Genomic DNA, 24,063 nt, shown 5'->3' on the forward strand with positions numbered 1-24,063 from the left:
CCGTCCTCCCGTCAGGCCGACTCGGCGGGCTCGCGTGGGGCGGATCCGCCGCCACCCCCGCCGCCGGTTGTCACCGGGACGTTCTCCTGCGAGCCCCCGCTCGCCTGCGAGCCCCCGCTCTCCTGCGAGCCCCCGCCCTCCTGGGCGCCCCCGCTCTCCTGGGCGCCCGTGCCCTCGCCGGCGCCCGCCCGGTCCCCGCCACCCTGCTGGTCCCCGCCACCTTCCTGGCTGTTCCCGGCGGAGTTCTGACCGGTCAGCTTCCCGGCGGCCCCGGTGACCGTCCCGGCGGCCTGCGTAGCCGTCCCGGCGGCCTGGCCCGCGGTTCCGGTGGCCTGGCCGGCGGCCTCGGTGGCCTGTCCAGCGGCCTGGCCCGCGGTTCCGGTGGCAGCACCCGCCGCACCGGTGGCCGCACCGGTGGCCGCACCCGCTGCGCCGGTGGCCGCACCGCCCACCGCCTGCAGCGACTTGGTCCGCTCCTGCAGGGCGTCGGCGATCCCGTTCAGCCGTGCCTCGAGGGCCTCCCGGACGAGTCGCTGGGCCTCCGCCACGACCGGCCCGCGCAGCTGCTCGGCCAGCTGGGCGACCTCCGGGTTCTGCAGCAGCTTGCCGACGCCCCCCCGGGCGAGCGCCTGCGGCTGCACCGCGCTGCCCTTGCCGCTCAGCCACAGGGCCAGCCGGATGGCCGCCTTGCCCTTCTTGGTGCGGCCGAGGACGTACCCCCCGATCAGTGCCATGGCCACCTTGCTGTTGTCGCTCATCTGCCCACTCCTCTCCGTCCCCCGCCCTGTCCGCGGTGCGGAACCGCGGTCGTGCGCTGTGCGGCGTGCTCGCAGTGGCGTCCCGGCCGGCACCGGGCTGTCACCACCCCCATCTCGATGCCGGCGCGGTGGCGCACTCCGGCCGCTCGTCCCGGTCCAGGAAGCTGAAGGCCGGCAGCGGCCCGACGTAGCCGAGGTCCACCTCGTGACCGCGCCGGGCGCGCAGCCCGGCGATCGCGGTGTCGAGCTCGTCCAGCCGGTCCCGCTCGACCAGGAAGGCCCACCGCTCGACCTCCTCGCTGGGGGCGGCCAGGTACCGGGTCTGCTCCACCAGCGGGGCCAGCTCCTCGGCGATCTCCTCGGCCCGCCGCGCCCGGAGCTCGCTCAGCAGCTGCGCGGTGGCCTCGCCGACCTGCAGCTGCTCGTCCATCCCGGCGCCGGGTGCGCGGGCCCGGGCGGCGAGGTCGTGCAGCTCCGGGTGGCCGGTCAGCAGCGGCGGGAGGTCGCGGTCGTCGCTGGACGTGAGGTCCAGGCGCACCTCGATCACCCCCTCCAGCGCGGACAGCCCGCGGCGCAGGTCGTCGGCGCGGGCACCGAGCACCTCCTCGCGGACGGCGTCCTCGTCCGGCGCCGTGGTGCCGAAGCGCAGCGGCAGCACCGGTCCCCGGGCCACCAGCCCGGTGAGCACGTCGAGGTGCCGGACGGCGTCGGACTCGGTGAGCTCGCGGTCCGGGTCCAGCGGGCTGACGACGGCGGCGAGGTCGTCGCGGGTGACCGCCGACAGCGGCGGCCCGTTCTCGGTGCCGGGGGCCGCGGGAACCTCGCCCGACAGCAGGTCCGCCGTACGGACCACCCCGTACAGGTGCAGTGCCATGGCCGGCCTCCTTTCGGCGGGCGGGGCTGTCAGCGGCTGGGGTCGCGCCCCTCGGGGACGCCGCGGTCCGGCGGGGGACGGCGCTGGGCGGGGGGCCCGGGGCCGCTGGATCCGCCGCTGCCCCTGTCCAGCACGGACTCGACGGCCTCGGCGGCCTTCTCCCGCACCCCGCTGGCGGCGCCCTTGGTCACCCCTCTGGCCTTCGACGAGGCGACGCCCTCGGTCATCTCGTGGAGCAGGCCGGGGACGCCGGCCACCTGGTCCTCGTGCCGGATGTCGAGCCGGTTCACCGCCTCGGCGAAGCGCAGGTAGGTGTCCACGCTGGCGATCACCACCCGGGCGTCGATGGTCAGCAGCTCGATGCCGACGACGGCGATGCGCGCGTACACGTCGATGACCAGGCCCTTGTCGAGGATCAGGTCCAGGACGTCGGCGAGTCCGCTGGGGCGCGGGTCCCGCTTGGCCAGCGCGGCGGTCATGGGATCGCTCCCTTCCACGGGGATGCGCGGGGCAGGTCAGCGTCGGTCGCGGCGTTCGTCGGGGAGCAGCGCGTCGAGGTCCACCGGGAGGCGGGCATCCCCCGGCGCCACGCCCAGCACGTCGCGGAGCTCGGTGAACTGGTCCTGCAGGGCGAGGAGGGCCCGGCCGAGCCGCTCGACCTCGGCGTCGGTGAGCTCGCCGGCGGCCATCCGCCGCACGGCCTGCCGCTCGAGCAGCTGCCGGACGACGTCCAGCAGCACGACGACCAGCCGGCCGAGGCCCCGCCCCAGGTCGTCGGCGTCGGCCGCGACCCGCAGGGCCGGCCGGGATGCCGCGTCCCCCGGCGGGCGCCCGTCCGGACGACGACCGGCCGGGGGCGGACGGTCGGGCGGCGGGGGGAGCGGGTCATCGGGCCTCACGCCTCCTCCACCGGGCGGGCAGGCGCCGCGGCCAGCGCGCTGTGCACCCCGGTGAGCAGCAGCCGCAGGTCCAGCAGCAGCAGGTCGACATCGGCCAGGGAGATGACCACGTCCCCGGTGACCACGACGCCGCGGTGCACGACCCGGTCGAGCAGGTCGACCAGGCCGACGGTCTCGTTCCCCGCGCGGCTGCGGCTCGGGCGCTGCGCGGGGGCGGGCGGCCACGACCCGGCGGTCCGGTCGGCCGCGCCGGGGCCGCGGACCCGATCAGGCTCGGTCATGGACGACCTCCTCGGCGAGCTCGGCGAAGGAGTAGGGCGGCCACGGCCCGGTCGTGGTGAGCTCCAGCCCGGCCGGGGCCAGCTCACCGGCCAGCCGGTCGGCGGCAGCGGTGAAGGCAGCGTCGGCGTCCAGCGGGACCAGGTAGGCGGTGTCGAGGTCGACGAGGTCGGAGGCGCCCGAGCGGGTGATCGCGTCGGTCGCGTGCCGGCTGAGCTGCCGGTGCACGTCGTCGGCGGCGACCCGGCGGGCGTGGCGGCGCCGGTCGGCGTCCTCCAGCTCGCGGCTGCGCTGCCGCAGGTACTCGGTGCCGTTCATCGGGCCGGCCGGTTCGGCCGGCGGCGGCTCCGGGTCGGTCCGGCGCAGCCGGACCCCCCACTCGCGGTGACCGGCGACGCGGTCCAGCCGGGCGCGCGTGCCGGGGCCGGTCTCGGCCAGCAGCCGGACGGCTGCGTCGCGGTCGGCCACCGCGGTGCCGAAGCGCAGCGGGAGCACCGGCGCCCGGTCGGCGACGGCGCGGACCACGGCGTCGTGCCGGCGGGCCAGCCGGGCGAGGGCACCGGTCTCGGAGACGTCGTCCTCCGAGACGTCGGCCAGCACCGTGGCGGGGACATCGCTGACGACGAGGGCGAGGTCCCCGGACTCCACGAGCGTCACGGTGGAGCGATCGTCCACGCCGGCCACCTCCGCCAGGTCCAGCGGCCCGGCGGGGGTGATCGCGTACGCGTACAGGCAGCGGTCGGGCCCGGCGGCCTCGGGGCTCGCGGTCCCCGGCGGCGCCGTGCGGGGGCCGGGGGCCGGTGCCTCCGGCGGGGCGGTGGGGGATCCGGGATCGGGCGCCGGTGGGCTCGGCGCGCCGCGGGCGGCACCCCCCAGGACCTCGCTGGTCGGGAGCCGCCCGACCGCCGTCAGGATCGCGGTGGCCAGCCGGTCGGTCAGCTGCTCGGCGGCCCGCCGCCGGGCGTCGTCCAGCGCCCGGCGGAGCACCGCCGGTGCCGCGGCGTCCCCCAGCGCACGGACCAGGCCGTCGAGTGCGTCGTCCCGCCGGGGGCCGGTCACGACTGCTCCGGGGGTGCCGGTGGGCCGTCGGTCTGCCCGGCCGGCGCCGGGGGTGCGGCCGCGAGGGCCCGCTCCAGCCGGTCCAGCCGCTCGCGCAGCTCCCGGTTCTCCGCCTCCAGCCGGGCGGTCTCGTCGCCGGCGACCTGCGCCGCGCTGCCGCTGAAGAACGGATCGCGGGACCACCAGTCCATGCCCATCTGCTTGGCGGTGTCGGCGGAGGCGATGAACAGCCGCAGCTTCAAGGACAGCAGTTCGATGTCGACGATGTTCACGACGATGTCGCCGGCGATGACCACGCCCTTGTCGAGCACCCGCTCGAGCACGTCGGCCAGCGAGTCCGCCCGCGGGGCCGGGCGGTTCCCCACCCGGGGGTCGAGGCTCACAGCGGGTCCGTGGCGCCCCGGTGGTACCGGCGCAACCGTTCGTAGGAGACCAGGTCACCGTGCTCGTCCAGGTCGACCCGGAAGGTGGCCATGACGCTGGTCGAGGCCGGGATGCGGTCGAGCTCGACGACGTCGATGAGCGCCGACCAGCCGTCCTCGGAGCGGCGGACGCCGCTGACCCCCTCCGGTTCGCGCCCCACGAGTTCGGCGAACTGGGACGCCGCCCGGCGCACGATCTCCGTGAGGGGCAGGCGACGCCGGTGCCCATCGGCATCGCCCACCGGGCACTCGACGGGCTGGTCGTCCTCGGCTGCGTTCATGCGCCGGCCAATCTCCGGACCCTCGCGGGCGGACGGGACGGTGACCGCCTGCTGCACTCACCGCCGTCGACCGAGCCTACGTCCGGGGCGTCGTCCCGCCAACGCATGGAGCTGCGGTGATGACCGGGCGCGGCGGGTCGGCTGCGTGAGGACCGCGCGGGTCGCGGCTCAGCGCCGGGGGGCCACCAGCGCGGCGACGGCCACGACGCCACCCAGCCCGGCCAGCTGCAGCACCGGTGCGGCCAGCGGGGCGAGGAGGAGCAGACCGGCGCCGGCAGCAGCACCGGCCACCAGCCCGGCCAGGATCTCCAGGCTGTGCTGCACGTCGCGCACCCCGCGGCCGCCGACCAGGCGCATCACCACCGTGGTCAGGGTGCCGGTGAGGTAGGTCGTGGACAGCCCGGGGACGCCGAACCGCTGGACGACGCTGCTCTGCACGCCCATCGCCGCCGACATGCACCCCAGCAGGAGCAGGGTGAGCGCGGCGCCCGGTTCGCCTCCGGTGACCCACCACCCGGCCGCGTACCCGGCCACCAGGACCAGTTCCACGACCAGCCCGAGGGTCACCGCCCGCGGCCACACCGGGTCGCCGGGCTGCGGGGAGCCGGCCAGCCGAGCGCCCAGGGCCGCGCCGAGGCAGAAGGCGAGGATCGCGCCGCCCGAGGCGAGCGCCAGCGTGCCGTCGGCCGAGCTGGCCGAGACCCCGAGGATGACCAGGTTGCCGGTCATCACGCTGGTGAACGCACCGCCCAGCGCGAGCAGGCCGATCGCGTCGGTGGCGCCGCTCGCGACGGCCAGGACGACCACCAGCGTCTGCCGCAGCCGCGTTCCCGGCCGCACGGCGGAGGGGGTGGCCGGCGGCGCCGTGGCGGGCGGGCGCGGCGGTGCCGAGGGCGGGGTGGCGGGTCCGGACACGACTGAGGAGTCTCCGACCGCGCGGCCCCCTCCGCCTTGGTCCTTGTGCCCACCCATCCGGCCGTTCCCTGTGCACTTTGACCCTCTCGGGAGAGGGGTGCGGCGGCCAACACTGGGTCCACACAGCCATCCGTGGAGACGACCTGAGAAGGCGAATCACATGACTTCGATGCTGGACCGCACCCAGCCGCTCGACCGCGACGACTTCCGCGTCGCGCTGCAGGACGCGATCAAGGGCCGGGAGGCCAAGAACGCCTCCTTCAGCAAGGCCTGGGCGGACGGGAAGCTGGAGCGGCACCACTTCGCCCGCTGGGCCGAGAACCACTACCAGTACGTCGGCCCCTTCGCCGACTACCTCGGTTACGTCTACGGCAACACCCCGGACACCTGCACCGAGGCCAAGGACTTCCTGCTGCAGAACATGTACGAGGAGGAGCTGGCCGACATCCGCCACACCGACCTGCTCATCCGCTTCGGCGAGGCGTGCGGCACCACCCGCGAGCGCATCGAGGACCCGAACAACGCCAACGCCGTCACCCGCGGGCTGCAGGCCTGGTGCTACGCGACGGCCATGCGGGAGCACTTCGTCGTGGCCACGGCCGCGCTCATCGTCGGCCTGGAGTCCCAGGTGCCGAGCATCTACAAGAAGCAGATCGTCCCGCTGCGCGAGGTGTACGGCTTCACCGAGGACGAGATCGAGTTCTTCGACCTGCACATCACCTCCGACGAGGTGCACGGCGAGCGCGGCTACCAGATCGTGCTCGAGCACGCCAACACCCCGGAGCTGCAGCAGCGCTGCCTGCAGTTCGTCCGCTGGGGCGCGGAGGCGCGCTACGCCTACACCCGCTCCCTGTACGACGAGTACGTCGCCCCGGACCTCTCGACCGGCGACGCAGAGCCCCTCGCCTGAGGCCGACCATCCCGAGCGGAGCGCCGGGGCGCGGACACCGCGCCCCCGGCACTCCGCTCGGCCACAGAATGCGGAGGACCCCATGAGCGAGTGGGTGCACGTCGCCGAGCTGAAGGAGCTCCAGCGGCGCAGGAAGAAGCTCGTCACCGCCGGCGACCGGCCCATCGCCCTGTTCCTCGTCGACGGCGAGGTGTACGCGATCGACGACACCTGCGTGCACAGGGAGCGGTCGCTCTCCAAGGGCACCCTGCTCGACGGCCAGGTCATCTGCCCCGGGCACCAGTGGCGCTTCGACCCGCGCACCGGCCACCCCGAGGACCAGGAGGGCTGCCTGGCAACCTACGCGGTACAGGTCAGCGAGGACGGGCACGTCCTCGTCGACCCCGCGCCGGTGAGCCCCCGGCGGGAGACCACCCCCGAGGCGGCCGCCGCCGCTCCCGCCCCGAACCCCGCCGCGAGGTGAGCCCCATGACTGCCGACCCGACCCTGGTGGTCGTCGGCGCCGGGCACGTCGCCGCCTCCGTCGCCCGGGCGCTGCGCCGCCGCGGCTTCGCCGGCCCCGTCGTCCTGCTGGGCGACGAGCCGGTGGGCCCCTACCAGCGGCCGATGCTCTCCAAGGAACGGCTCGCCGACGGCGGCGACGCCGGCCTCTGGCTGCTCGACCCCGAGTGGTGCGCGGCCCACGACGTCACCCTGCGCACCGGCAGCCCGGTCGAGCGGATCTCCGCCGGCACCGCCGAGGTGCTGCTCGCCGACGGCACGAGCGTGCCCGCCGACCTCGTCGTCCTTGCCACCGGCGGCCGGCCCCGCCGGCTGCCCGGCGTCGACGGCGACCGCGTGCACACGATCCGCACCCTCGCCGACAGCGACCGGCTGCGCGAGCGTCTCGCGCCCGGCCGCCGCATCGGCGTGCTGGGCGGCGGCTTCCTCGGCACCGAGATCGCCGCCGCGGCGGTCACCCGGGGTGCCGAGGCCGTTCTCTTCGACCTGGACCCGGTGCTGCTGGCCCGGGCTCTCGGCAGCGAGATCGGCAGCGCGGTCACCGCGCTGCACCGCAGCCGCGGGGTGGATCTGCGGCTCGGCCGGCCGGTCACCGGCGTGCACGCCCGCCCCGACGGCGTGGACGTTCTCACCGGCGCGGGCACCGAGACCGTCGACGACCTCGTGGTCTGCATCGGCATCGAGCCGAACACCGAGGTCGCCGTCCGTTCCGGACTGGTCGTCGGCAACGGCGTCGAGGTCGACGCCGCCGGCCGCACCTCGATCCCCACCGTCTTCGCCGCCGGCGACGTGGCCGCCCACGACCACCCCCGCTACGGCCGGGTGCGGGTCGAGCACGTGGACGTCGCCCAGCAGCAGGCCGCGGCGATCGCGAAGACCGTCGCCGGCACGCCGGCCGCCTTCGCCGATCCGCACTGGTTCTGGACCGACCAGTTCGAGCTCAACGTGCAGGGCCTGGGCCTGGCCGCGGTGCGCCCGGGGGACGAGGTGGTTCCCCGCGGCGACCTCGCCGCCCTCGACGGCACGGTCTTCTGGCTGCGCGAGGGCCGGCTGGTCGCCGCGGCCAGCGTGGAGCGCGGGGAGGAGATCTCGGTGGCCCGGGAGCTCATCGACCTGGAGGTCGCCGTCCGGGCCGAGCAGCTCGCCGACGAGTCCGTCGAGCTCGACGGGCTGCTGGAGCTCGACGGGGCGGGTGTCTGATGGGCGCCCACCCCGTGCGCAACCTGATCGACGGCGCCCGCGTGGACTCGGCCACCGGCCGGGTCCGGGAGCGGCGCGACCCCGCCGACACCCGCGAGGTGGTCAGCACCTTCCCCGAGTCCGACGCCAAGGACGCCGACGCCGCGGTCACCGCCGTCGCCGCGGGCTGGCGGGCGTGGGCCGACACCGCCCCGGAGCGGCGCGGCCGGGCCCTGGAGCGGGCCGCCGACGTGCTGGAGGCCCAGCGCGAGCAGCTGATCGAGGAGCTGGTCCGCGAGGAGGGCAAGACCCGCGCCGAGGCCACGATCGAGGTCTCCCGGACCCCGGCCAACCTGCGCTTCTACGCCGGGGAGGCGCTGCGCACCGCGGGGCGGACGCTGCCCACCGGCGACGGCAGCCTGGTGTTCACCACCCGGGAACCGGTCGGCGTGGTCGCCGCGATCACGCCGTGGAACTTCCCGCTCAACATCCCCTCCCGCAAGCTCGGCCCGGCGCTGGCCGCCGGCAACGGCGTCGTCTTCAAGCCCAGCGACGTGACCCCGCTGCTCGGCCAGCGGCTGGCCGACGCGCTGCTCGAGGGCGGGGTGCCGGCCGGCGCGCTGGCCGTCCTGCACGGCGGCGCGGAGGTGTCACAGGCGCTGGTCGCCGACGACCGGCTGGGCGCGATCACCTTCACCGGCTCGACGGCGGTGGGGGAGTCCATCCACCGCGTGGTGCGGGCCAGCCAGCGCACCCAGCTGGAGATGGGCGGCAAGAACCCGGTCGTCGTCCTCGAGGACGCCGACCTCGACCGGGCCGCCGCGCTGATCGCCAAGGGCGCGTTCGGCCTCTCCGGGCAGGCATGCACCGGCACCAGCCGGGTGATCGTCCACACCGACGTGCACGACGCGCTGCTGGAGCGGGTGGCGGCGAAGGCCGCCGCGCTGAGGGTGGGCCCGGGTCTCGCCCAGGGCGTCGACCTCGGCCCGCAGGCGACCGCCGCGCAGCAGCAGTCGGTCCTCGGGCACGTCCGCCGGGCGATCGACGACGGCGCCCGGCTGGTCGTCGGCGGCCCCGGCGACCCCGCCGACGACGCCCCCGAGCTGGCCCACGGCCACTTCGTGCGGCCCACCGTCTTCGCCGACGTGGACCCGGCCTCGGCGCTGGCCACCGAGGAGGTGTTCGGCCCCGTGCTGGCCTTCCTCCGGGTGGCGTCGATGGACGAGGCTCTGCGAGTGGCCGACGCCACCCGCTTCGGCCTCTCGGCGGCGATCGTCACCGCCGACGTCGGCCGGGCGCTCCGTTTCGCCCGGGAGGTCCCCGCCGGCCTCGTGAAGATCAACCAGCCCACGACCGGGCAGGCGATGAACGCCCCGTTCGGCGGCCTCAAGGACAGCAGCACGCAGACGTCCAAGGAGCAGGCAGGAGCAGCGATGATGGCCTTCTACACGGTCGACAAGACCGTCTACCTGAGCGCATGACCGCCCCCGACGCGTCCTTCGACGCCGACGTCGCGGCCGCCGGCACCGAGTGCCGGTTCGTGCGCATCTGCCGCGCCGGCCAGGTGCCGAACGGGTACGTGCGCCGGTTCTACGCCGAGACCGAGCACGGCCAGCTCGAGCTGGCGATCGCCCGCCTCGACGGCAGGGCGTACGCCACCTCGAACTACTGCACCCACCTGGACTGCCTGCTCAGCTCCGGCAAGCTGCAGGACGACGGCATCCGGTGCTCGTGCCACAACAGCGTCTTCGACCTGGAGACCGGCACGCCGATCCAGCCGCCGGCGACCGAGCCGATCCGCACCTACCCGGTGCGGGAGGAGGACGGCCACGTGCTGGTCGGCCTCTCCGAGCGGGACGTGATCGAGGGCGGGCCGCGCCGGCGCAAGCCACCGGCGGTCGGCTAGATGCAGGCCTGGTCGCCGGCGGTGGAGGCCGGCCGCGGGCCCACGGTCGCCGCCGGCGGCATGGTGACCAGCAGCTCGCCGGTGGTCAGCCGGCTGGGGGCGGCGGTCCTGGCCGACGGCGGCACGGCCGTCGACGCCGCCCTGGCGATGACCGCGATGGCCTGGCTGGCCCTCCCCGGCCAGTGCGGGATCGGCGGGGACGCCTTCGCCGTCGTCCGCGAGCCCGACGGCCGGGTGTGGACGGTCAACGGCAGCGGCTACGGCCCCGACGGCGCCTCGGCCGAGGCCTACCTCGACGAGGGGCTGACGGCCCTGCCGATGGGCGGGGCCCGCGCGGTGGCCACGCCCGGTGCGCTCGGCGCGCTGGCCACCCTGCACGCCGCGGGCGGCACCCGGGACCTCGGCGAGCTGTGGGCCCCGGTGGTCGCCGCGGCGCGGGCCGGGCTGCCGTGCACGGTCAAGAACCGGGCCGACATCGCCGAGCACGCCGACGCGCTGGCCGCCGACGACGGACTGCGCCGCTGGCTGATGCCGGCCGGCCGGGTGCCGTCGGTCGGCGACCGGCTGCCGGCCGAGGAGCTGGCCGCCAGCATCGAGCGGCTCGCCGCCGACCCCCTCGCGCTGTACCGCGGCGCCCTGGCCGAGCAGGCGGTGGAGCTGCTGCGTGCCGGAGGTGCCCCGTTCTCCGGGGACGAGTGGGCGGCCGGCGGCACGGTGCCGGCCGAGGACGCGATCAGCGCCCCGTACGGCGACCTCGTCGTCCACCAGACGCCGCCGCCCTCGCCCGGGTGGATGGTGCTGCACCAGGCCGGGCTGCTCGACGAGCTGCTGACCGGCCTGCCGACCTGCGGCGCCGACGCCGTCCACCTCCTGGCCCTGGCCGCCCGCCGGGCGTTCCGCGACCGCTACGAGCGCTGCGGCTCCGACACCGACGCCTGGCGGACCCTGCTCACTGCCGACGCGCTGGCCCGGGCCCGCGACGAGCTCGCCGCGCAGCCGCTCGTGCCCGGCGGCGTGGGCATGGCCGGGGACACCACCAGCTGCGTCGCGGTCGACGGGGACGGGCAGGCGGTCAGCGCCATCTCCTCCCTGGCGTTCACCTTCGGCGCGCGCATCTCCCTCCCCGGCACCGGGATCGCGCTGAACAACCGGCTCGGCCGGGGGGCCTACCTCCTCCCGGGGCACCCGAACGCCCTGGCGCCGCGGCGCAAGCCGCTGCACACGCTCAACGCGTGGCTGCTCACCGACCGCGCCGGGCGGCTCCGGCACGTGGGCAACACCCCCGGGGGCGACGGCCAGGTGCAGTGGAACATGCAGCTGATCTCGCACCTGGTCGACGGCGGCCTGGACCCGCAGACCGCCGTCGCCGCGCCCCGGTTCACCGTCCACCCGGGCAGCGACGCCGACGCCCTGGGCGGCACCGAGACCCTGCAGTGCGAGAGCCGGCTGGGCGGCGCCGTCCTCGCGGAGCTGGCCGTCCGGGGTCACGACGTCCGCGACGTCGGCCCGTGGGGAGCCGGCGGGAGCGCGCTGGTCGTCTCGGTCGACCCCGAGCGGGGCGTCCTGGCCGGCGGCGCCGACCCCCGGCAGGACGGGGTGGCGCTCGGTGTCTGAGCAGCCGGCGCCCGCCACCGCCGTCCCGCCGCAGGGCGCCTACGTGCCGGCCGTCGTCCACGGCGGCCTCGTGTGGACGGCGGGGATGACCCCGCGCCGCGACGGGCGGCTGACCGTCCGCGGGGTGGTCGGCGCCGACGTGGACCTGGCGGCCGCGCGCGAGGCCGCCGCGCTCGCCGCCGGCAACACGCTCCTCGCCGTCGCCGAGGCCCTCGGCAGCCTCGACGCCGTGGCCCGCTGCGTGCGGATGACGGTGTTCATCGCCGCGGTGGACGGGTTCACCGAGCACGCCGCCGTCGCCGACGCCGCCTCCGCGGTGCTGCGGGAGCGGCTCGGCGAGCGCGGCATCGTGGCCCGCAGCGCGATCGGCGTCCGGACGCTGCCGTCCGGGGCGCCGGTCGAGGTCGAGCTGACCGCCGCCGTCCGCTGAGTCCCACGACGACAGAGCTAGGGGTCAGACGAGCGCCGGGTCCTGCGCCACGTACTCGGCGAAGGCTTGCAGCGCCGCCGCCCCCACCGCCTTGTCCTGCTCCCCGTTGCCGCCGCTGACACCCACCGCGCCGACGATCTGCCCCTCGTGCACGATCGGGAAGCCGCCCACGAAGATGGCGAACTTCCCCGGCAGCATGTGGGAGATCCCGAACGCCTCGTTGCCGGGCAGCGCCGGGCCGTTCGGCGGCTCGTTGAACAGGTGCGTGGCGCGCTCGTGGCCCGCGGCGGTGAACGCCTTGGCGATGGAGATCTCCACGCCGGTCAGCCGCGCACCGGGCAGCCGGTGCAGCGCGATGACGTTCCCGCCGTCGTCGCACACGCAGATCGTCTGCTTGACGCCGATCTCCTCCGCCTTGGCGCGGGCGGCGGCCAGGATGGGCAGGGCGTCGTCGAGGGTGATGCGGAAGACCTGGTGCACGGGGCTCTCCTCTTCCGGCCGGCGGCCGGGTCGTCGGCTGCCGGGTCTCCGCGGAGGACACCCGGCGGTGTGCTCCAGCCTCCGGGCTGGACGCCCGGCCCGGCAATGGTGAGACTGCCGTCCGCACCCGGTAGGACCTTGTGCACTCTGACCAGAGCTGCGCACCGCGACCAGACCAGAGGAGGGCGCCATGCCGCACGCCCACTCCGACGACGCGCTGACGCTGGCCCGCCTGCTCCAGGAGCCGGCGCTGCGGCGCGCGCGGATCCACGCCGGGCGGTCGGGGGCGGTCACCCGGCTGGACTGGGTCACCCCGTGGGCGGTGGTGCACGACCAGGAGGAGCCGCTGGCCGGCGTGCTCGTGCACGCGCACGCCGCCGAGCTCGCCGCCGCGGGCAGCTCCGTCCCCGAGGTGGCGGGCCGGCTCGCCGAGCGCGGGGCCGCGGCGCTGCTGGTCGACGGGCACCAGCCCGAGGCCGGGGACGCGGCGGCCGCCTGCCGGCTGCCCCTGGCCACCATGGCCGACACCGTGCCCTTCGCCGTCCTCAACCGGCTGGTCGCCGACCTGACCCTCGCCCGCGAGACGCACGTCCTGCGCTACGGCCTGACCGTGCACCGCGCCCTGGCCGAGCTCCTCTACCGCGGCGCCGAGCTGTCGGCGCTGTGCAGCCAGATGTCGCGGATGTCCCAGCGGCCGGTCGCCGTCTTCGACACCCACGGCCAGCTGGCCGCCCTCGAGCAGCGGCAGCCGCGGGTCGTGGAGCCGGCGGATCTCGTCGCGGCGTTCAGCCGGCAGGCCGAGACCCTCGGGACGGCGGGGGAGCCCACCGAGCTGCACCCGCGGTTCGCCGGGATCGAGCTGGCCGGTCGCGAGCTGTCGTGCGTGCTCACCCCGATCGTGCTGGGCGGCCGGCACGACGGCTGGATCCTGCTGCTGGAGGAGACCGACGACCCCCACCCGCACGATCTCGCCGAGCACCGGGTGCTGGTCGAGCAGGCGGCGCCGATCATCGGCACCGAGATGCTGCGGCTGCGCAGCGTCCAGCGGGCCAAGGAGCAGGCCCGCGGCGACTTCGTGCACGGCCTGCTGCACGGCCGGTTCGCCACGATGGAGGACATCAGCGCCCGCGCCGCGCACTACGAGTTCCCGGTGCGGTCCTGGTTCGGCGTGGTGGTCGCCTCAGGGCTGACCACACCGGCCGACGCCGACTCACCCACCCGCCTGCAGTCGATCGCCGTCCAGGCCGCGCGGCTGCTGCCCGAGCAGGACCGGCACACCCAGGCTGCCATGGTCGGCGACGTGCTGGTCGTCGTCCGGGAGGCCGCCCGCCGCGGCTCCATGGGCACGCCCGACAACGCCATCGGCGCCGTCGCCGAGTACGCCGCGGCGCTGCACCGCTACCTCAGCCGCCGCAAGGACCAGGGGGACCGGCCGGTGCAGGTCGCCTACGGCCGGCCGGTGGTGGACGCCCTGGCCGTTCCCGACAGCTACCGGGAGGCGCGGATGGCGCACGGGCTGCAGGCCCGGCTGGGCCTGGCCCCCGTCTGCGGCTACCAGGACCTGCGGGTGCACGCCGTCCTCGAGGACGTCGCGGCCAGCCGGACCGGCCGGTCCTTCGCCGAGGACGTCCTGGCGCCGCTGCGGGACCCGGGCGCGGGCGGCCTCGAGGAGGCGGTGCTGGCCTACGTGGCCTCCGGGGGCAACGTGAACGCGGCCGCGCGCGACCTGCACATCCACCGCAACACCATGCTCTACAAGCTCGACCGGGCCTCGCGGCTGCTGGGCATGGACCTGCGGCAGGCCGAGAACCAGTTCGCCGTCTGGCTCGCGCACACCCTCGATCTGCTGTCCGCCACCGGCGCCGAGGTCGACCGGGTGGTCCGCCCGCCGTCGTGACCGGATCGGTCGGGGAGGCTTCGTTCGCAGGTCAGCCCGGCCCGGTGGCCGCCGGGGAGCCGGCGAGCGAGGGCGTCCGCAGGTGGTGGTCGGTGCGGCGCTGGTACTGCGTGGCGACGCCGAGCACCGTCGGCACGTCCCGGCCGACCACCTGCAGCCCGATCGGCAGCCCGGCCGTCGTGAGCCCGCACGGCACGGTGACCGCCGCCAGGCCGCACCAGCTGAACGGCCCGCACAGCCGCATGAGCGTGCCCACGATCGGTGCGCGGCCGTCGCCGTCCTGCTGGACCTCGCACGCGGCGACCTCCGGTGCCGGGACCGCCGTGGTCGGCAGGACGAGCACGTCCACCTCCTCGAACCCGGCCCGCAGCAGCCCCTCCAGACGCTCGAGCTCGCGGATGGCGGCGTCCCGGTCCGGCCGGGTGATCGTCTCCGCCACGGCCAGGTAGCCGGCCACCTCCGCCCCGTAGCGCGCCCGCCGGTCGGGATACCAGCCCGCTGCGCGGTGCACGGCGAGGAAGTCGTGCAGCACGTACACCGTCCGCGGAGCGCTCCACGCGGGGAACGGCGGGACGCGGGCGGGGCGGGGGAGGGCTCCGGCGTCCGCGAGGACCCCGACCGCCGCCTCGACGGCGGTCAGCACCTCGGGGTCGACCTCCCCCAGAGCGGCCTCGGGCACGGTGCCCACCCGGAGGCCGGCGATCGGGCCCGGCAGGGGGGCCGGCCGGCCGGCGAGGACCGCGAACAGCAGCGCGAGGTCCGCGGCGTCCCCGGCCAGGGGACCACAGGTGTCGAGCCGGGGGGAGAAGGGCACGCAGCCGGCGGTCGGGACGTCGGCCGGGCGGGGGCGCAGCCCGGAGACGCCGCACAGCGCCGCCGGCACCCGGATCGAGCCGCCGGTGTCGCTGCCCAGGGCCGCCGGGCACTCGCCGGCGGCGACCGCCGCGGCGGAGCCCCCGCTGGACCCCCCGGGGATCCGGCCCGGGTCCCACGGGTTGCGGGTGGGCGGGGTGGTGACGCCGTGGGCGAACTCGTGGGTGGCCGTCTTGCCCAGGATCAGCGCCCCGGCCTCCCGCAGCCGCCGCACCGCGGGGGCATCCTCGGTCGCCGCCCGCTCGTCGGTGGCGCGGGAACCGGCGCGCGTGGGATGGCCGCGGACGTCCAGGAGGTCCTTGACCGCGATCGGCACCCCGTGCAGCGGGCCGCGGAACCGGCCGCGCGCCGCCTCGGCGGTCAGCGCGGCGGCCTCCGCCCGCAGCCGGTCCTCGTGCACCGAGACGAACGCCTGCACCACCGGCTCGACCGCGGCCATCCGGTCCAGGGACGCCTCCAGCACCTCGAGCGGGGAGCGTTCCCCGGCGCGGACGGAGCGGGCGACGTCCCGGACCGACCCGCGCCTCACCAGATCACCGCGGCCACGACCACGCTGAGGACCAGTCCGGCGACCACCGGGAGGAACAGCTTCCGGGCCAGGGTCGTGACCGGGACGCCGGTGACGCCGGCGACGGCGATGAGCGACGACCAGATCAGCAACGTGCCGCCGCCGGTCCAGCCCGCGGCGTTCTGGGCGATCGCCGCGAGGGTCGCGGTGTCCGCCCCGGAGGACGCGGCGAGGGCGTCGGCGAGCCCGCCGGTGAACGGGAGCCCGGCCCAGCCGGAGCCGTCGAGGCCGATGAGCATGCCCGCGATCAGCATCGCGAACATGACCACGACCGAGTTGTCGGGGATGAAGCGCTCGCCGCTGGAGATGACGTCGAAGAGGAAGCCGGGGGCGGTGGCGTCCTCGGGCAGCAGCATGATGCGCCCGGCGAAGTCGGAGATGCCCACGAGGACGAACCCGGCGACGGGGATCACCACCCCCATGGCCTTGAAGGCGAAGAGCAAGCCGTCGACGAAGTGCTGGCCGGCACGCTCCAGGCCGTCCGCGCCCGAGGACAGCGTCACGCCGAGCATGAGCAGCAGGGCCAGCCCGCCGACGAGGGCGGCTCCGTACCCGCTCTCGACCTCCGGGACCAGGTCGGTGGTCTTGCCCAGGACCAGGTAGACGACGAGGGCGGCGAAGGCCGCCGGAACGGCGATCGCGAAGAACCGTGTCCGTGGCGCAGCGTTCGCCGCGGCCCCGCCACCGTCCGCGGGTGCGGCGCCGCCGCCGGTGCCGTTGCCGTTGCCGGCCCCTGGTTCCGCGCCGTGGTCGTCGCCGGTGAGGACGCCGACCTGCTCGGCGGGTGCGTCCGGCCGGCCGGCCGTCCGCAGCGGCTCACCCTTGGTGGTCAGCGCGTCCCCGACGAGGGCCGGGATGCCGGCCAGCGGCGCCGGAGAGGCGGGCAGGGCCGTGCTCGCGACCGCCTCGCGGTGTCCTGCCCGGCCGCGGCCCTCGGCGAGCACGCGCCCGAGCGAGCCGGTGCGGACGTACAGCAGGTACGTGAGCGTGATGGCGACCCCGCCCACGACCCAGCTGAGCAGCAGCGCCCGGTCGGCGATCTGGTCGGCGGGCACCCCGGCGCCGCTGGCCGACAGGCTCGGGCCGACGCCGATGACGTAGTCGGAGGCGAGCGCCATGCCCTGGCCGGCGATGGCGATGGCCATGGCCGCGCCCAGCGGGGACAGCCCGGCCGCGATGGCGGCCGGCAGCAGGATGGCCGCGAGCAGCGCGAGGGTGGGCGTCGGCCAGAAGACGAGGGAGAGCAGGTAGGTGCCGACGAAGAGCACGACGTAGGAGACCGGCCCGTTCTTCATCAGCCGGGCCAGGGGGAGGACCATCCGCCGGTCGGCGCCGATCGCGCGCAGCGCCCCGAGCAGCGCGGTCACGACCGTGAGCACCAGGAAGATGTTCAGCAGCTCCGTGGTGGCCACCATGCTGGCGCTGAAGACCGAGCCGAGACCGTTGAGGAAGTTCCCCGTGTACAGCCAGGCGGTGACGAACGTGGCGATGACCGCCGGGACGATCACGTTCTTCCGCAGGAGCATCACGACGATCAGCGATGCCACACCTGCCATGTAGACCCAGTGCGCTGCAGTCAACTCCATGGTGCCTCCGGGATCGGTCCGCGGGGCCCGGCCGAGCCGGGGACACCGGCCGCCGAGCGGGAACAGCGTGCTGACCACCGATGACGCCGGGTGATCACGGCCGACGCTAGCGATGGCCGTGAGGTAGATCACTGACATGCTGCCCAGCGCTGGGAACCGCTTTTGTGCAGCGTGCCCATGCGGCGCCGAGCGGGTGGTCAGCCCGCCTCCAGTTCGGCAGCAAGACGAGGCAGTGGGGATGAATCCGGGGCGCTGAGACCCGCGAGAAGGCCCGCGCTACCAGGCGTTGCCCCGGGCGTTGCGGTACCCGACCGATACCCACCAACTCACGCTGTTGCCGAACCCAGCTCGTGGTGAGTACGGCTCATGAGGGTGATGGATGGGTCCGTAGGGCGGGCTTTCGCATCGGCGCTTACCGGTTGCGCCGACATCCGGAGCGTTGGGCGCATCTGCGGAGCTGACCGGGTCACACCCCGACGGCGCCGTCGATGCCCTCCCGGATGAGGTCGGCGTGCCCGTTGTGTCGTGCGTACTCCTGGATCACGTGCACCATCACCCGACGCAGCGAGTACTCCTCCCCTGACCGGCGGTCGATCCCGATCACGTCCAGGGACTCGGCCGCCTGCTCGATCCGCCGGGCGCGGGCAATCTCGACCTCCCAGGCCGTGAAGGCCTCCGCCGAGCCGGCATCGTCGGTCCGGTAGGCCACCTGGAAGTCCCCGTCAGGCGACCACACCAGCGGCACGTCCTCCCCGCCGATGACCCGGCGGAACCAGGACCGTTCCACCTCGGCCATGTGACGGACGAGCCCGAGCAGCGACAGCGACGAGGAGGTCGTCAGGCGGCGCAGGTCGCCGTCGGAGAGCCCCGCGCACTTGAGCGCCAGCGTTTCCCGGTGGAACTGGAGGTAGGCGCGCAGGAGCTCGCGCTCGCCCCCGGTGCGGGGGACGTCGGTGCGTTCGAAGGCCATCCGCGCACCCTGCCAGGTCCCGCCGTCCTCAGCTGACCTCACCGCGCGGCCGGAAAGTGGACCCACGGCATCACCCTCTTCAGCCGTACTCAGCTCGTGGCGAGTACGGCTAATGAGGGTGACAGATCGGGCTAGCTCCGCGGATGCGAGCGCCCGAGATGCGGTCAGGACGTCTGGCACGGGGAGCCCTCGAAACTCGCCCTAAGCGCCCCACCAAGGGGCAGAGGGGCCCTGGGAAACGCCCCGGTTGTGTCGGTGCGTGATGAGTTGCTGAGGGGCTATGAGTAGAACGACGGCGGACCCGAACGCCCACTGGCTGTTAGCCAGGATCGCGCCGATGACGGCGACGGCAACACCGGCCAGTCCGATGGTCAGCGAGGCGCCGAACCTCGCGTTCTGGGTCTGGGGGACCGTCTGGCCCGGATTTGATCCCACGAGAAGGGCTGCAGCGGATGCAGTCACCACGCAGCCAATGATGATGAGAATCCAGCCCACGTCTGGATCTTGCCGCAGCAGACAGCGTGCTGCTGCTTCATCTGGAGTCGTTATGCCGAAGGCTGGACCCCTGGCCCGATCAAGAGATCCGGAGGAGGTTAGGACGAACTGGACCTCTAACTAGTCCGCGACGGTGTCCCATAGGCCGCCCTCTGTCCCATAGCGGCCCACTTAGGGACACCTCTTGGCCAGGGATAGGCGGATGCAGCCGTGGCGGGGAAGAGCACGATGCCCGTGTGAGTAAGGAGCAGAAGAAGCCGAAGGGCGGCGGCCGGTCGCCGCAGGAGTACGGCATCGTCGCGCGCTTCGCTGACGGCTCATGGTCGTACTACTTCCGCGACGACCGGTATCACGACGACCAGGGCCGGCCACACGAGCGATGGGGTAGAGAGTCCCAGGCGACCCGCTTCTCCTCGGAGACCGACGCCCAGCGGATTGCCGGAGGGATGCGGGTCAGCTTGGCCGTGAAGGCGTACCACGTGGTGCCCCTGCCTCCTCCTGTACCGCAGAAGCGCAACGCCCCGACCTCGACTCAACACCCGCCGCCGACGCAGCGCTCGTGGTGACGGTCGTCGGCGGACTGTCCCAAAGGCCGCCCTCTGGGCGAGTCCGCGACGGGCAGTTAGCCCGATGCGATCACCCTCATTAGCCGTACTCAGCTCGTGGTGAGTTCGGCAGCAAGGTGACCTGCGGGTGGGGAACTTCGGTTCTGGCCAGAGCGACGTCGCGAAGTACCAGGGCCGCACTGAGGGCGTGGCATCGATGCCGAGGCCCGAGAGCTCACCTCGGTGCGCGAGCGCGTGCAGCACCGATCAGTTCTGCCTTCCTGCATGGTCCCTACGGGCGACGCGCCACGTGGCGCCACTGAAGACCGAGGGCCATGCGGCCCCCTCTCGGAAAGGACCCCGCAGATGCGCACCCTGATCTACACCGCCTTCGTCTCCCTCGACGGCGTCGTCGACTCCCCCGGCGGCGGCACGCCCAGCGAGGCCCACCGCAGTGGCGGCTGGACGTACAAGGACATCGACTTCCTGCCCGAGGCCTACGAGCTGAAAGGTCGCGAGCAGGAGGAGGCCGGCGCCCTGATGCTGGGCCGGATCAGCTACCAGGCGTTCAGCCCCGTCTGGCCGTCGATGACCGAGGAGTTCCCCCGGTACAACGCGATGCCGAAGTACGTCGTGTCCACCACCCTCACCGAGGATGCACTGGTCGACAACTGGGGCGAGCAGACCATCCTCCGCTCGCTCGACGACGTCGCGACGCTCAAGGAGACCGACAGCGGCCCGATCAGCGTGCACGGCAGCGCCACGCTCGCTCGCAACCTGTCCGACGCCGGCCTGATCGACCGCTACCACCTACTGGTGTTCCCGGTCCTGCTCGGCGCCGGCAAGCGCATGTTCAGCGACACCGACAAGGACAAGCAGATGCTGAAGGTCGTGGAATCAGAGACCTACGCCAACGGCATCACGAAGCTGGTCTACGACGTGGTGCGTTGATCCGGGTTCAGGCGGTGCGGTCTCCGTCTTGCCTGGGGTACGTCCTCGTCTGATGCAGGTCGGTGGCGTTCATCGGGTCGGGGAGGATGTCCGTCGTCCTCGAAGAAGCCGGCCTCTTCCAGGAGTTGGTCGAGCGCTTCGCGGACTGGCCGGCCGTCACGGTGGTACAGGCGCAGCCGCCGCTCCCGTCCTCGGGGAGGTCGAAGTTCCCAGCCATGCTCCGCAGCGGGCGTCGGGCCTCGGCGAGGTACTCCTCCTCGGTGTCGGACGGAACGCCCTGCTTGGTTCGAGCCACGGGAGCTCCTCCGTTCGTTGATGGTTGGGACGTCCCCAACCATCACCGCACTGGGCCCGCCTCGACGGCCGGCGTCGGGGCGGCGGACGGGGCTCCCGGTTCCGCGGCCGGCGCGACCTCGCGGCCGAGGAAGCTGAGCACCAACCCGAGCACGGCGATCGCGGCGCACCCGGCGAACAGCACGCCCAGGGCGTCGGGGTAGGCCGCGGCCACGCCGGCGGCGCCGACGGAGGCACCCACGAACCGCATCATGTTGAACAGCCCGAGGCCGGCGCCGCGCTGACCGGCCGGCGAGCGGGTGGCGCCGGAGAGCGACGGCGTCTGCACCAGCGCGACTCCGAGACCGGCGACGACGAGCACGACCGCGAACGGCAGCGCCGCCGTCGCCCCCGTCCCGAGCAGCACGGCCAGCGCGACGGACACGCCCAGCAGCACGCCCAGCCCGGTGCGCAGCACCGGCCGGGGGCCGATCCGGTCGGCGAGCAGGCCGACCAGCGGTGCGGAGGCCGCCCAGACCACCGGCAGCAGGAAGACCAGCAACCCGGTCGCCGTGCCCGAGAGCCCGGCGACGCCGGTGAGGTGCAGCGGCACCGCGACCAGCGCCGCCACCAGCGTCACCTGCTGCACGAAGACGCCGGTCGCGCTGCGCAGCCAGCGGATCTCCACCAGCAGCCGCGGGTCGATGAACGGCCGCGCCCGGCGCAGCCCCGAGCGGGCGAAGCCCGCGAGGGCGGCCAGGCCGAGCAGGAGCCCGCCCAGGGGCAGCCACAGCGGGACGCCGTCCTGCGGTGCGACCGTCAGCGCACCCATGACCAGCGCCACCCCGGCGGTAAGGAAGCCCAAGCCGAGGGCGTCGATCGGTACCCGGGTGCCGGAGTCACGCGGGACGACGACGACCGCCAGCACCAGGACGGCGACGGTGACCGGCGTCAGGACCCAGAAGATGGACCGCCAGCCGGCGGCGTCGGCGAGGAGCCCGCCGATCGGCGGGCCGATCGCCTGGCCGATGCCGTTGGCCGCGCCCCAGCCCCCCATGACCCGGTTCCGCCGGTCCGCCGGCCAGGCCCGGGCCAGCATCCCCATCACCGCCACCGGCACCAGCGCGCAGCCCAGGCCCTGCACGGCGCGCGCCGCGACCAGCCAGGGGGGGCCCGGCGCCAGCGCCGCGCCGACGGTGCCGGCCAGCAGCACGGTCAGCGCCAGCATGATCGTGCGGCGCCGGCCCAGCCGGTCGCTGACCCAGCCGGTCAGCGGCATGCTCACCGCCAGCACCAGCAGCGTCGCCGAGGCGACGAGGACGCCCTGGGTCACCGGCGCGGACAGGTCGTCGGTGATCTGCCGCAGCGGCACGTTGACGACGTTGTTGCTGATCGTGCCGAGGACGGTGGCGCCCAGCAGCGCGGCGAGCAGCCAGCCGGCCCGCGGGGGGGATGTCTGCTCCGGTGCGGGTCCGGAGGGAGCCGGAGCCGCCGAGGACCGCTCCCGCTCCGTCGAGATCCCGGCCACCGGCGTCCTCCCCCTGTCCTTTCGCCCGACGGAGCTCAGCGTGCCAACCTGCACAGCTCGCTACCACGGCACGCTGCACATTCCGGGGTGGGGCGAGTGTGCACATCGCTCATGGACGGCACCCGGACGATCCGGGACCTTTGCTCTCCATCACATTGGGCTCACCCCTAGGGGCGTCGATGCAACTGACAGCAGCGCACTGGGTCTTCCTGGCCGGTGTCGTCGTCATCCTGGCGACGATGATCATGCGCAAGAACATCGTGGTGCCGGCCGTCATCGCCACGTTCCTGACCGCGCTGGTCTACACGGGAAGTCTGGCGACGGGGTTGTCCTCGGTCTTCAACGCGAGCCTGGTCGCCGCGACCAGCCTCTTCAGCATCTTCCTGATCATCGCGATGGTCACCGCGATGCTGCGGTCGCTCGAAGGGCTCGGCGCCGACCGGAGGATGGTCGCGCCGTTCCGAAGGGTCATGCGCAACGGGCACCTGGCGTTCTGGACGCTGGTGATCGTCACGTACTTCATCTCGCTGTTCTTCTGGCCGACGCCGGCGGTGCCCCTGATCGGGGCCGTCCTGGTCCCGGTGGCCATCCGGGCGGGACTGCGGCCGCTGGCCGCCGGGTTCACCGTCGCGATCGCCGGCCAGGGCATGGCGCTGTCCTCGGACTACGTGATCCGCGTGGCGCCGGGGCTGTCGGCGACCGCGGCCAACGCCGACCCCGCCGTGGTCGCCGACCGCGCGTTCGTCCTGTCGCTGATCGTCGGCGGCATCGCCCTGGCCATCGGCTACGCCATGGAGATCCGCAACATCCGCCGCCCCTCGGACCAGTGGCTCGACGAGTGGGACGCAGCCGCCGACCGCCGGTCCGACTCGGCCGAGGCCGACCCGGACGCCGACCGACCGGAGGGCCCCGCAGGCGGGGGGACCGCCGGGGGCGGCGGGGCGGTGGGCGCCGGTGGCCGCCCGACCGGCCCGGCCACGGTCGCCGCGGAGCGGGAGCTCGTCGGGGCCGGCGCCGGTTCTCCGGTGCCGCTCAACTCGGCGGGGGAGCCGCGGATCGTGGGCCACGGTGTCGCGCTGCGCGGCACGCCGGCCGGGGAGCCGGTCCCGGCCGAGGCGCACACGGTGACCGTCGTGGACAAGCCCGCGGCGTCGAAGTTCTTCGCGGTCTTCGTGCCGCTGGCCTACCTGGCGCTGATCATCTACCTGGTGATCGCCAGCGTCTCCGACGCGGTGCCGGACCTGCAGGGCGGCGACGCGGCGGCGCTGGTCGGCGGGATCGCGCTGCTCACCGTCTTCGGGGCCGCGTTCGCCCGGGACCGGAGCACCTTCATGGAGACCTCCGCCGAGCACATCGTCGACGGCCTGGTCTTCGCCTTCAAGGCGATGGGCGTGGTCCTGCCGATCGCCGGGTTCTTCTTCCTGGGCAACGGGGAGTTCTCCGGCCAGATCATGAGCCTCGGCGAGGGCGTCACCGGACCGGCGTTCCTGTACGACCTGGTGGTCGCCGGCCAGGACCAGCTGCCGGCCAGCGGGCTGATCACCGCCTTCGGGATCCTGCTCGTCGGCCTCATCGCCGGGCTCGAGGGCTCGGGCTTCTCCGGCCTGCCGCTCACCGGCTCGCTCGCCGGCTCGCTCGCCGAGGGGGCGGGCGTCAGCAGCCCGACGCTGGCGGCCATCGGCCAGATGGGCAACATCTGGTCCGGCGGCGGCACGCTGGTCGCCTGGTCCTCGCTGCTCGCCGTCGCCGGATTCGTCCGGGTGCCGGCGGTGGAGCTGGCGCGGCGGTGTTTCCTGCCGGTCATGGCCGGGCTGGTGGTGGCCACGCTTTTCGGGGTGCTGGTCCTCGGTTAGTCCCGCACGTGCAGCAG

26 protein-coding genes are annotated in these 24,063 nt (G+C 74.6%); 11 read left to right on the plus strand and 15 right to left on the minus strand.

The features are described 5' to 3' along the window. Window positions 1–11: 11 nt before the first annotated feature. The 9 genes from BMZ50_RS15370 to BMZ50_RS15410 all read right to left on the minus strand — a co-directional run bounded on the left by BMZ50_RS15370 (window position 12) and on the right by BMZ50_RS15410 (window position 5,487). Window positions 12–758 carry a hypothetical protein gene (locus tag BMZ50_RS15370; RefSeq protein WP_091326171.1) on the minus strand — a complete coding sequence of 249 codons (747 nt, stop codon included), beginning with the start codon at window positions 756–758 and terminating at the stop codon, window positions 12–14. Between the two features lie 100 nt (window positions 759–858). Beyond that, the gene (locus BMZ50_RS15375) at window positions 859–1,632 is read right to left on the minus strand and encodes a GvpL/GvpF family gas vesicle protein (protein WP_091326174.1); all 774 of its coding nucleotides are present in this window, start codon (window positions 1,630–1,632) and stop codon (window positions 859–861) included. Between the two features lie 29 nt (window positions 1,633–1,661). Continuing rightward, complete coding sequence (gene gvpJ / locus BMZ50_RS15380) at window positions 1,662–2,111, minus strand: gas vesicle protein GvpJ (RefSeq protein ID WP_091326176.1); 450 nt, start codon at window positions 2,109–2,111, stop codon at window positions 1,662–1,664. A gap of 36 nt (window positions 2,112–2,147) precedes the next feature. Beyond that, window positions 2,148–2,531 carry a gas vesicle protein GvpK gene (gvpK, locus tag BMZ50_RS15385; protein ID WP_091326178.1) on the minus strand — a complete coding sequence of 128 codons (384 nt, stop codon included), beginning with the start codon at window positions 2,529–2,531 and terminating at the stop codon, window positions 2,148–2,150. Next, the gene (gene gvpJ, locus BMZ50_RS15390; protein ID WP_091326180.1) at window positions 2,528–2,812 is read right to left on the minus strand and encodes a gas vesicle protein GvpJ; all 285 of its coding nucleotides are present in this window, start codon (window positions 2,810–2,812) and stop codon (window positions 2,528–2,530) included. The genes gvpK and gvpJ (BMZ50_RS15390) overlap by 4 nt, the downstream gene beginning before the upstream one ends. Beyond that, entirely contained in the window at window positions 2,799–3,869 is a 1,071-nt protein-coding gene (locus BMZ50_RS15395) for a GvpL/GvpF family gas vesicle protein (protein WP_091326182.1), read from the minus strand. The genes gvpJ (BMZ50_RS15390) and BMZ50_RS15395 overlap by 14 nt, the downstream gene beginning before the upstream one ends. Continuing rightward, window positions 3,866–4,252 (minus strand): gas vesicle protein, encoded by a 387-nt coding sequence (locus BMZ50_RS15400; RefSeq protein WP_091326185.1) that lies wholly within the window; start codon window positions 4,250–4,252, stop codon window positions 3,866–3,868. Before BMZ50_RS15400 ends, BMZ50_RS15395 begins: the two co-directional genes overlap by 4 nt. After that, window positions 4,249–4,572: a gas vesicle protein GvpO gene (locus BMZ50_RS15405; protein ID WP_091326385.1), complete on the minus strand. Its 324-nt coding sequence runs from the start codon at window positions 4,570–4,572 to the stop codon at window positions 4,249–4,251. Before BMZ50_RS15405 ends, BMZ50_RS15400 begins: the two co-directional genes overlap by 4 nt. Window positions 4,573–4,740: 168 nt before the next feature. Next, window positions 4,741–5,487 (minus strand): DUF1275 family protein, encoded by a 747-nt coding sequence (locus BMZ50_RS15410; RefSeq protein WP_177212816.1) that lies wholly within the window; start codon window positions 5,485–5,487, stop codon window positions 4,741–4,743. Between the two features lie 160 nt (window positions 5,488–5,647). On the opposite strand from BMZ50_RS15410, the gene BMZ50_RS15415 reads away from it, so the two are divergent. The 7 genes from BMZ50_RS15415 (at window position 5,648) to BMZ50_RS15445 (ending at window position 12,027) form a co-directional block, all read left to right on the plus strand. Beyond that, window positions 5,648–6,397: an iron-containing redox enzyme family protein gene (locus tag BMZ50_RS15415; RefSeq protein ID WP_218146278.1), complete on the plus strand. Its 750-nt coding sequence runs from the start codon at window positions 5,648–5,650 to the stop codon at window positions 6,395–6,397. A gap of 82 nt (window positions 6,398–6,479) precedes the next feature. Continuing rightward, window positions 6,480–6,860, plus strand: a complete 381-nt coding sequence (locus tag BMZ50_RS15420; RefSeq protein ID WP_091326192.1) for a Rieske (2Fe-2S) protein — start codon at window positions 6,480–6,482, stop codon at window positions 6,858–6,860. A 5-nt stretch (window positions 6,861–6,865) separates the two neighbouring features. Further along, window positions 6,866–8,098, plus strand: coding sequence for an NAD(P)/FAD-dependent oxidoreductase (locus BMZ50_RS15425; RefSeq protein ID WP_091326195.1), 1,233 nt, complete (start codon window positions 6,866–6,868; stop codon window positions 8,096–8,098). Further along, window positions 8,098–9,558, plus strand: coding sequence for an aldehyde dehydrogenase family protein (locus BMZ50_RS15430; RefSeq protein ID WP_091326198.1), 1,461 nt, complete (start codon window positions 8,098–8,100; stop codon window positions 9,556–9,558). Before BMZ50_RS15425 ends, BMZ50_RS15430 begins: the two co-directional genes overlap by 1 nt. After that, window positions 9,555–9,983: a Rieske (2Fe-2S) protein gene (locus BMZ50_RS15435; protein WP_091326200.1), complete on the plus strand. Its 429-nt coding sequence runs from the start codon at window positions 9,555–9,557 to the stop codon at window positions 9,981–9,983. The genes BMZ50_RS15430 and BMZ50_RS15435 overlap by 4 nt, the downstream gene beginning before the upstream one ends. Beyond that, on the plus strand, window positions 9,984–11,597 hold the full coding sequence (locus BMZ50_RS15440; RefSeq protein WP_218146279.1) for a gamma-glutamyltransferase family protein: 1,614 nt from the start codon (window positions 9,984–9,986) through the stop codon (window positions 11,595–11,597). After that, window positions 11,590–12,027: a RidA family protein gene (locus BMZ50_RS15445; RefSeq protein ID WP_091326202.1), complete on the plus strand. Its 438-nt coding sequence runs from the start codon at window positions 11,590–11,592 to the stop codon at window positions 12,025–12,027. The genes BMZ50_RS15440 and BMZ50_RS15445 overlap by 8 nt, the downstream gene beginning before the upstream one ends. A gap of 24 nt (window positions 12,028–12,051) precedes the next feature. Here BMZ50_RS15445 and BMZ50_RS15450 read toward each other — a convergent pair whose 3' ends face one another. After that, window positions 12,052–12,507 (minus strand): GlcG/HbpS family heme-binding protein, encoded by a 456-nt coding sequence (locus tag BMZ50_RS15450; RefSeq protein ID WP_091326203.1) that lies wholly within the window; start codon window positions 12,505–12,507, stop codon window positions 12,052–12,054. Between the two features lie 190 nt (window positions 12,508–12,697). Here BMZ50_RS15450 and BMZ50_RS15455 point away from each other — a divergent pair, with 190 nt between their 5' ends. After that, entirely contained in the window at window positions 12,698–14,404 is a 1,707-nt protein-coding gene (locus tag BMZ50_RS15455; protein WP_091326205.1) for a helix-turn-helix domain-containing protein, read from the plus strand. Window positions 14,405–14,435: 31 nt separating this feature from the next. On the opposite strand, the gene BMZ50_RS15460 is transcribed toward BMZ50_RS15455, so the two are convergent. From BMZ50_RS15460 to BMZ50_RS15470, 3 genes are all read right to left on the minus strand, one after another. Continuing rightward, window positions 14,436–15,806, minus strand: a complete 1,371-nt coding sequence (locus BMZ50_RS15460; protein WP_091326207.1) for an amidase — start codon at window positions 15,804–15,806, stop codon at window positions 14,436–14,438. Further along, on the minus strand, window positions 15,803–17,431 hold the full coding sequence (locus BMZ50_RS15465; RefSeq protein WP_218146280.1) for a hypothetical protein: 1,629 nt from the start codon (window positions 17,429–17,431) through the stop codon (window positions 15,803–15,805). The genes BMZ50_RS15460 and BMZ50_RS15465 overlap by 4 nt, the downstream gene beginning before the upstream one ends. 466 nt (window positions 17,432–17,897) lie before the next feature. Then, the gene (locus tag BMZ50_RS15470) at window positions 17,898–18,401 is read right to left on the minus strand and encodes a DinB family protein (RefSeq protein WP_091326209.1); all 504 of its coding nucleotides are present in this window, start codon (window positions 18,399–18,401) and stop codon (window positions 17,898–17,900) included. Between the two features lie 731 nt (window positions 18,402–19,132). On the opposite strand from BMZ50_RS15470, the gene BMZ50_RS15475 reads away from it, so the two are divergent. After that, entirely contained in the window at window positions 19,133–19,462 is a 330-nt protein-coding gene (locus BMZ50_RS15475; RefSeq protein WP_091326211.1) for a hypothetical protein, read from the plus strand. Window positions 19,463–19,807: 345 nt separating this feature from the next. Beyond that, complete coding sequence (locus tag BMZ50_RS15480; protein WP_091326212.1) at window positions 19,808–20,392, plus strand: dihydrofolate reductase family protein; 585 nt, start codon at window positions 19,808–19,810, stop codon at window positions 20,390–20,392. A gap of 7 nt (window positions 20,393–20,399) precedes the next feature. Here BMZ50_RS15480 and BMZ50_RS15485 read toward each other — a convergent pair whose 3' ends face one another. Together BMZ50_RS15485 and BMZ50_RS15490 are read right to left on the minus strand one after the other, a co-directional pair. Continuing rightward, window positions 20,400–20,687 carry a hypothetical protein gene (locus tag BMZ50_RS15485; RefSeq protein WP_091326214.1) on the minus strand — a complete coding sequence of 96 codons (288 nt, stop codon included), beginning with the start codon at window positions 20,685–20,687 and terminating at the stop codon, window positions 20,400–20,402. A 42-nt stretch (window positions 20,688–20,729) separates the two neighbouring features. After that, window positions 20,730–22,193: an MFS transporter gene (locus tag BMZ50_RS15490; RefSeq protein ID WP_177212817.1), complete on the minus strand. Its 1,464-nt coding sequence runs from the start codon at window positions 22,191–22,193 to the stop codon at window positions 20,730–20,732. A 179-nt stretch (window positions 22,194–22,372) separates the two neighbouring features. On the opposite strand from BMZ50_RS15490, the gene BMZ50_RS15495 reads away from it, so the two are divergent. Next, window positions 22,373–24,046, plus strand: a complete 1,674-nt coding sequence (locus BMZ50_RS15495) for a hypothetical protein (RefSeq protein WP_091326218.1) — start codon at window positions 22,373–22,375, stop codon at window positions 24,044–24,046. The last annotated feature ends 17 nt before the right edge of the window (window positions 24,047–24,063 follow it).

The organism is Geodermatophilus ruber (assembly GCF_900114385.1).
In the GTDB taxonomy this organism is placed as follows: domain Bacteria; phylum Actinomycetota; class Actinomycetes; order Mycobacteriales; family Geodermatophilaceae; genus Geodermatophilus; species Geodermatophilus ruber.

Coding starts and splice junctions, on each gene's coding strand:
- BMZ50_RS15370 (WP_091326171.1), bottom strand. CDS start 758: ATGAGCGACAACAGCAAGGTGGCCATGGCACTGATCGGGGGGTACGTC.
- BMZ50_RS15375 (WP_091326174.1), bottom strand. CDS start 1,632: ATGGCACTGCACCTGTACGGGGTGGTCCGTACGGCGGACCTGCTGTCG.
- gvpJ (WP_091326176.1), bottom strand. CDS start 2,111: ATGACCGCCGCGCTGGCCAAGCGGGACCCGCGCCCCAGCGGACTCGCC.
- gvpJ (WP_091326180.1), bottom strand. CDS start 2,812: ATGACCGAGCCTGATCGGGTCCGCGGCCCCGGCGCGGCCGACCGGACC.
- BMZ50_RS15405 (WP_091326385.1), bottom strand. CDS start 4,572: ATGAACGCAGCCGAGGACGACCAGCCCGTCGAGTGCCCGGTGGGCGAT.
- BMZ50_RS15415 (WP_218146278.1), top strand. CDS start 5,648: ATGACTTCGATGCTGGACCGCACCCAGCCGCTCGACCGCGACGACTTC.
- BMZ50_RS15420 (WP_091326192.1), top strand. CDS start 6,480: ATGAGCGAGTGGGTGCACGTCGCCGAGCTGAAGGAGCTCCAGCGGCGC.
- BMZ50_RS15425 (WP_091326195.1), top strand. CDS start 6,866: ATGACTGCCGACCCGACCCTGGTGGTCGTCGGCGCCGGGCACGTCGCC.
- BMZ50_RS15430 (WP_091326198.1), top strand. CDS start 8,098: ATGGGCGCCCACCCCGTGCGCAACCTGATCGACGGCGCCCGCGTGGAC.
- BMZ50_RS15435 (WP_091326200.1), top strand. CDS start 9,555: ATGACCGCCCCCGACGCGTCCTTCGACGCCGACGTCGCGGCCGCCGGC.
- BMZ50_RS15440 (WP_218146279.1), top strand. CDS start 9,984: ATGCAGGCCTGGTCGCCGGCGGTGGAGGCCGGCCGCGGGCCCACGGTC.
- BMZ50_RS15455 (WP_091326205.1), top strand. CDS start 12,698: ATGCCGCACGCCCACTCCGACGACGCGCTGACGCTGGCCCGCCTGCTC.
- BMZ50_RS15465 (WP_218146280.1), bottom strand. CDS start 17,431: ATGGAGTTGACTGCAGCGCACTGGGTCTACATGGCAGGTGTGGCATCG.
- BMZ50_RS15470 (WP_091326209.1), bottom strand. CDS start 18,401: ATGGCCTTCGAACGCACCGACGTCCCCCGCACCGGGGGCGAGCGCGAG.
- BMZ50_RS15480 (WP_091326212.1), top strand. CDS start 19,808: ATGCGCACCCTGATCTACACCGCCTTCGTCTCCCTCGACGGCGTCGTC.
- BMZ50_RS15495 (WP_091326218.1), top strand. CDS start 22,373: ATGCAACTGACAGCAGCGCACTGGGTCTTCCTGGCCGGTGTCGTCGTC.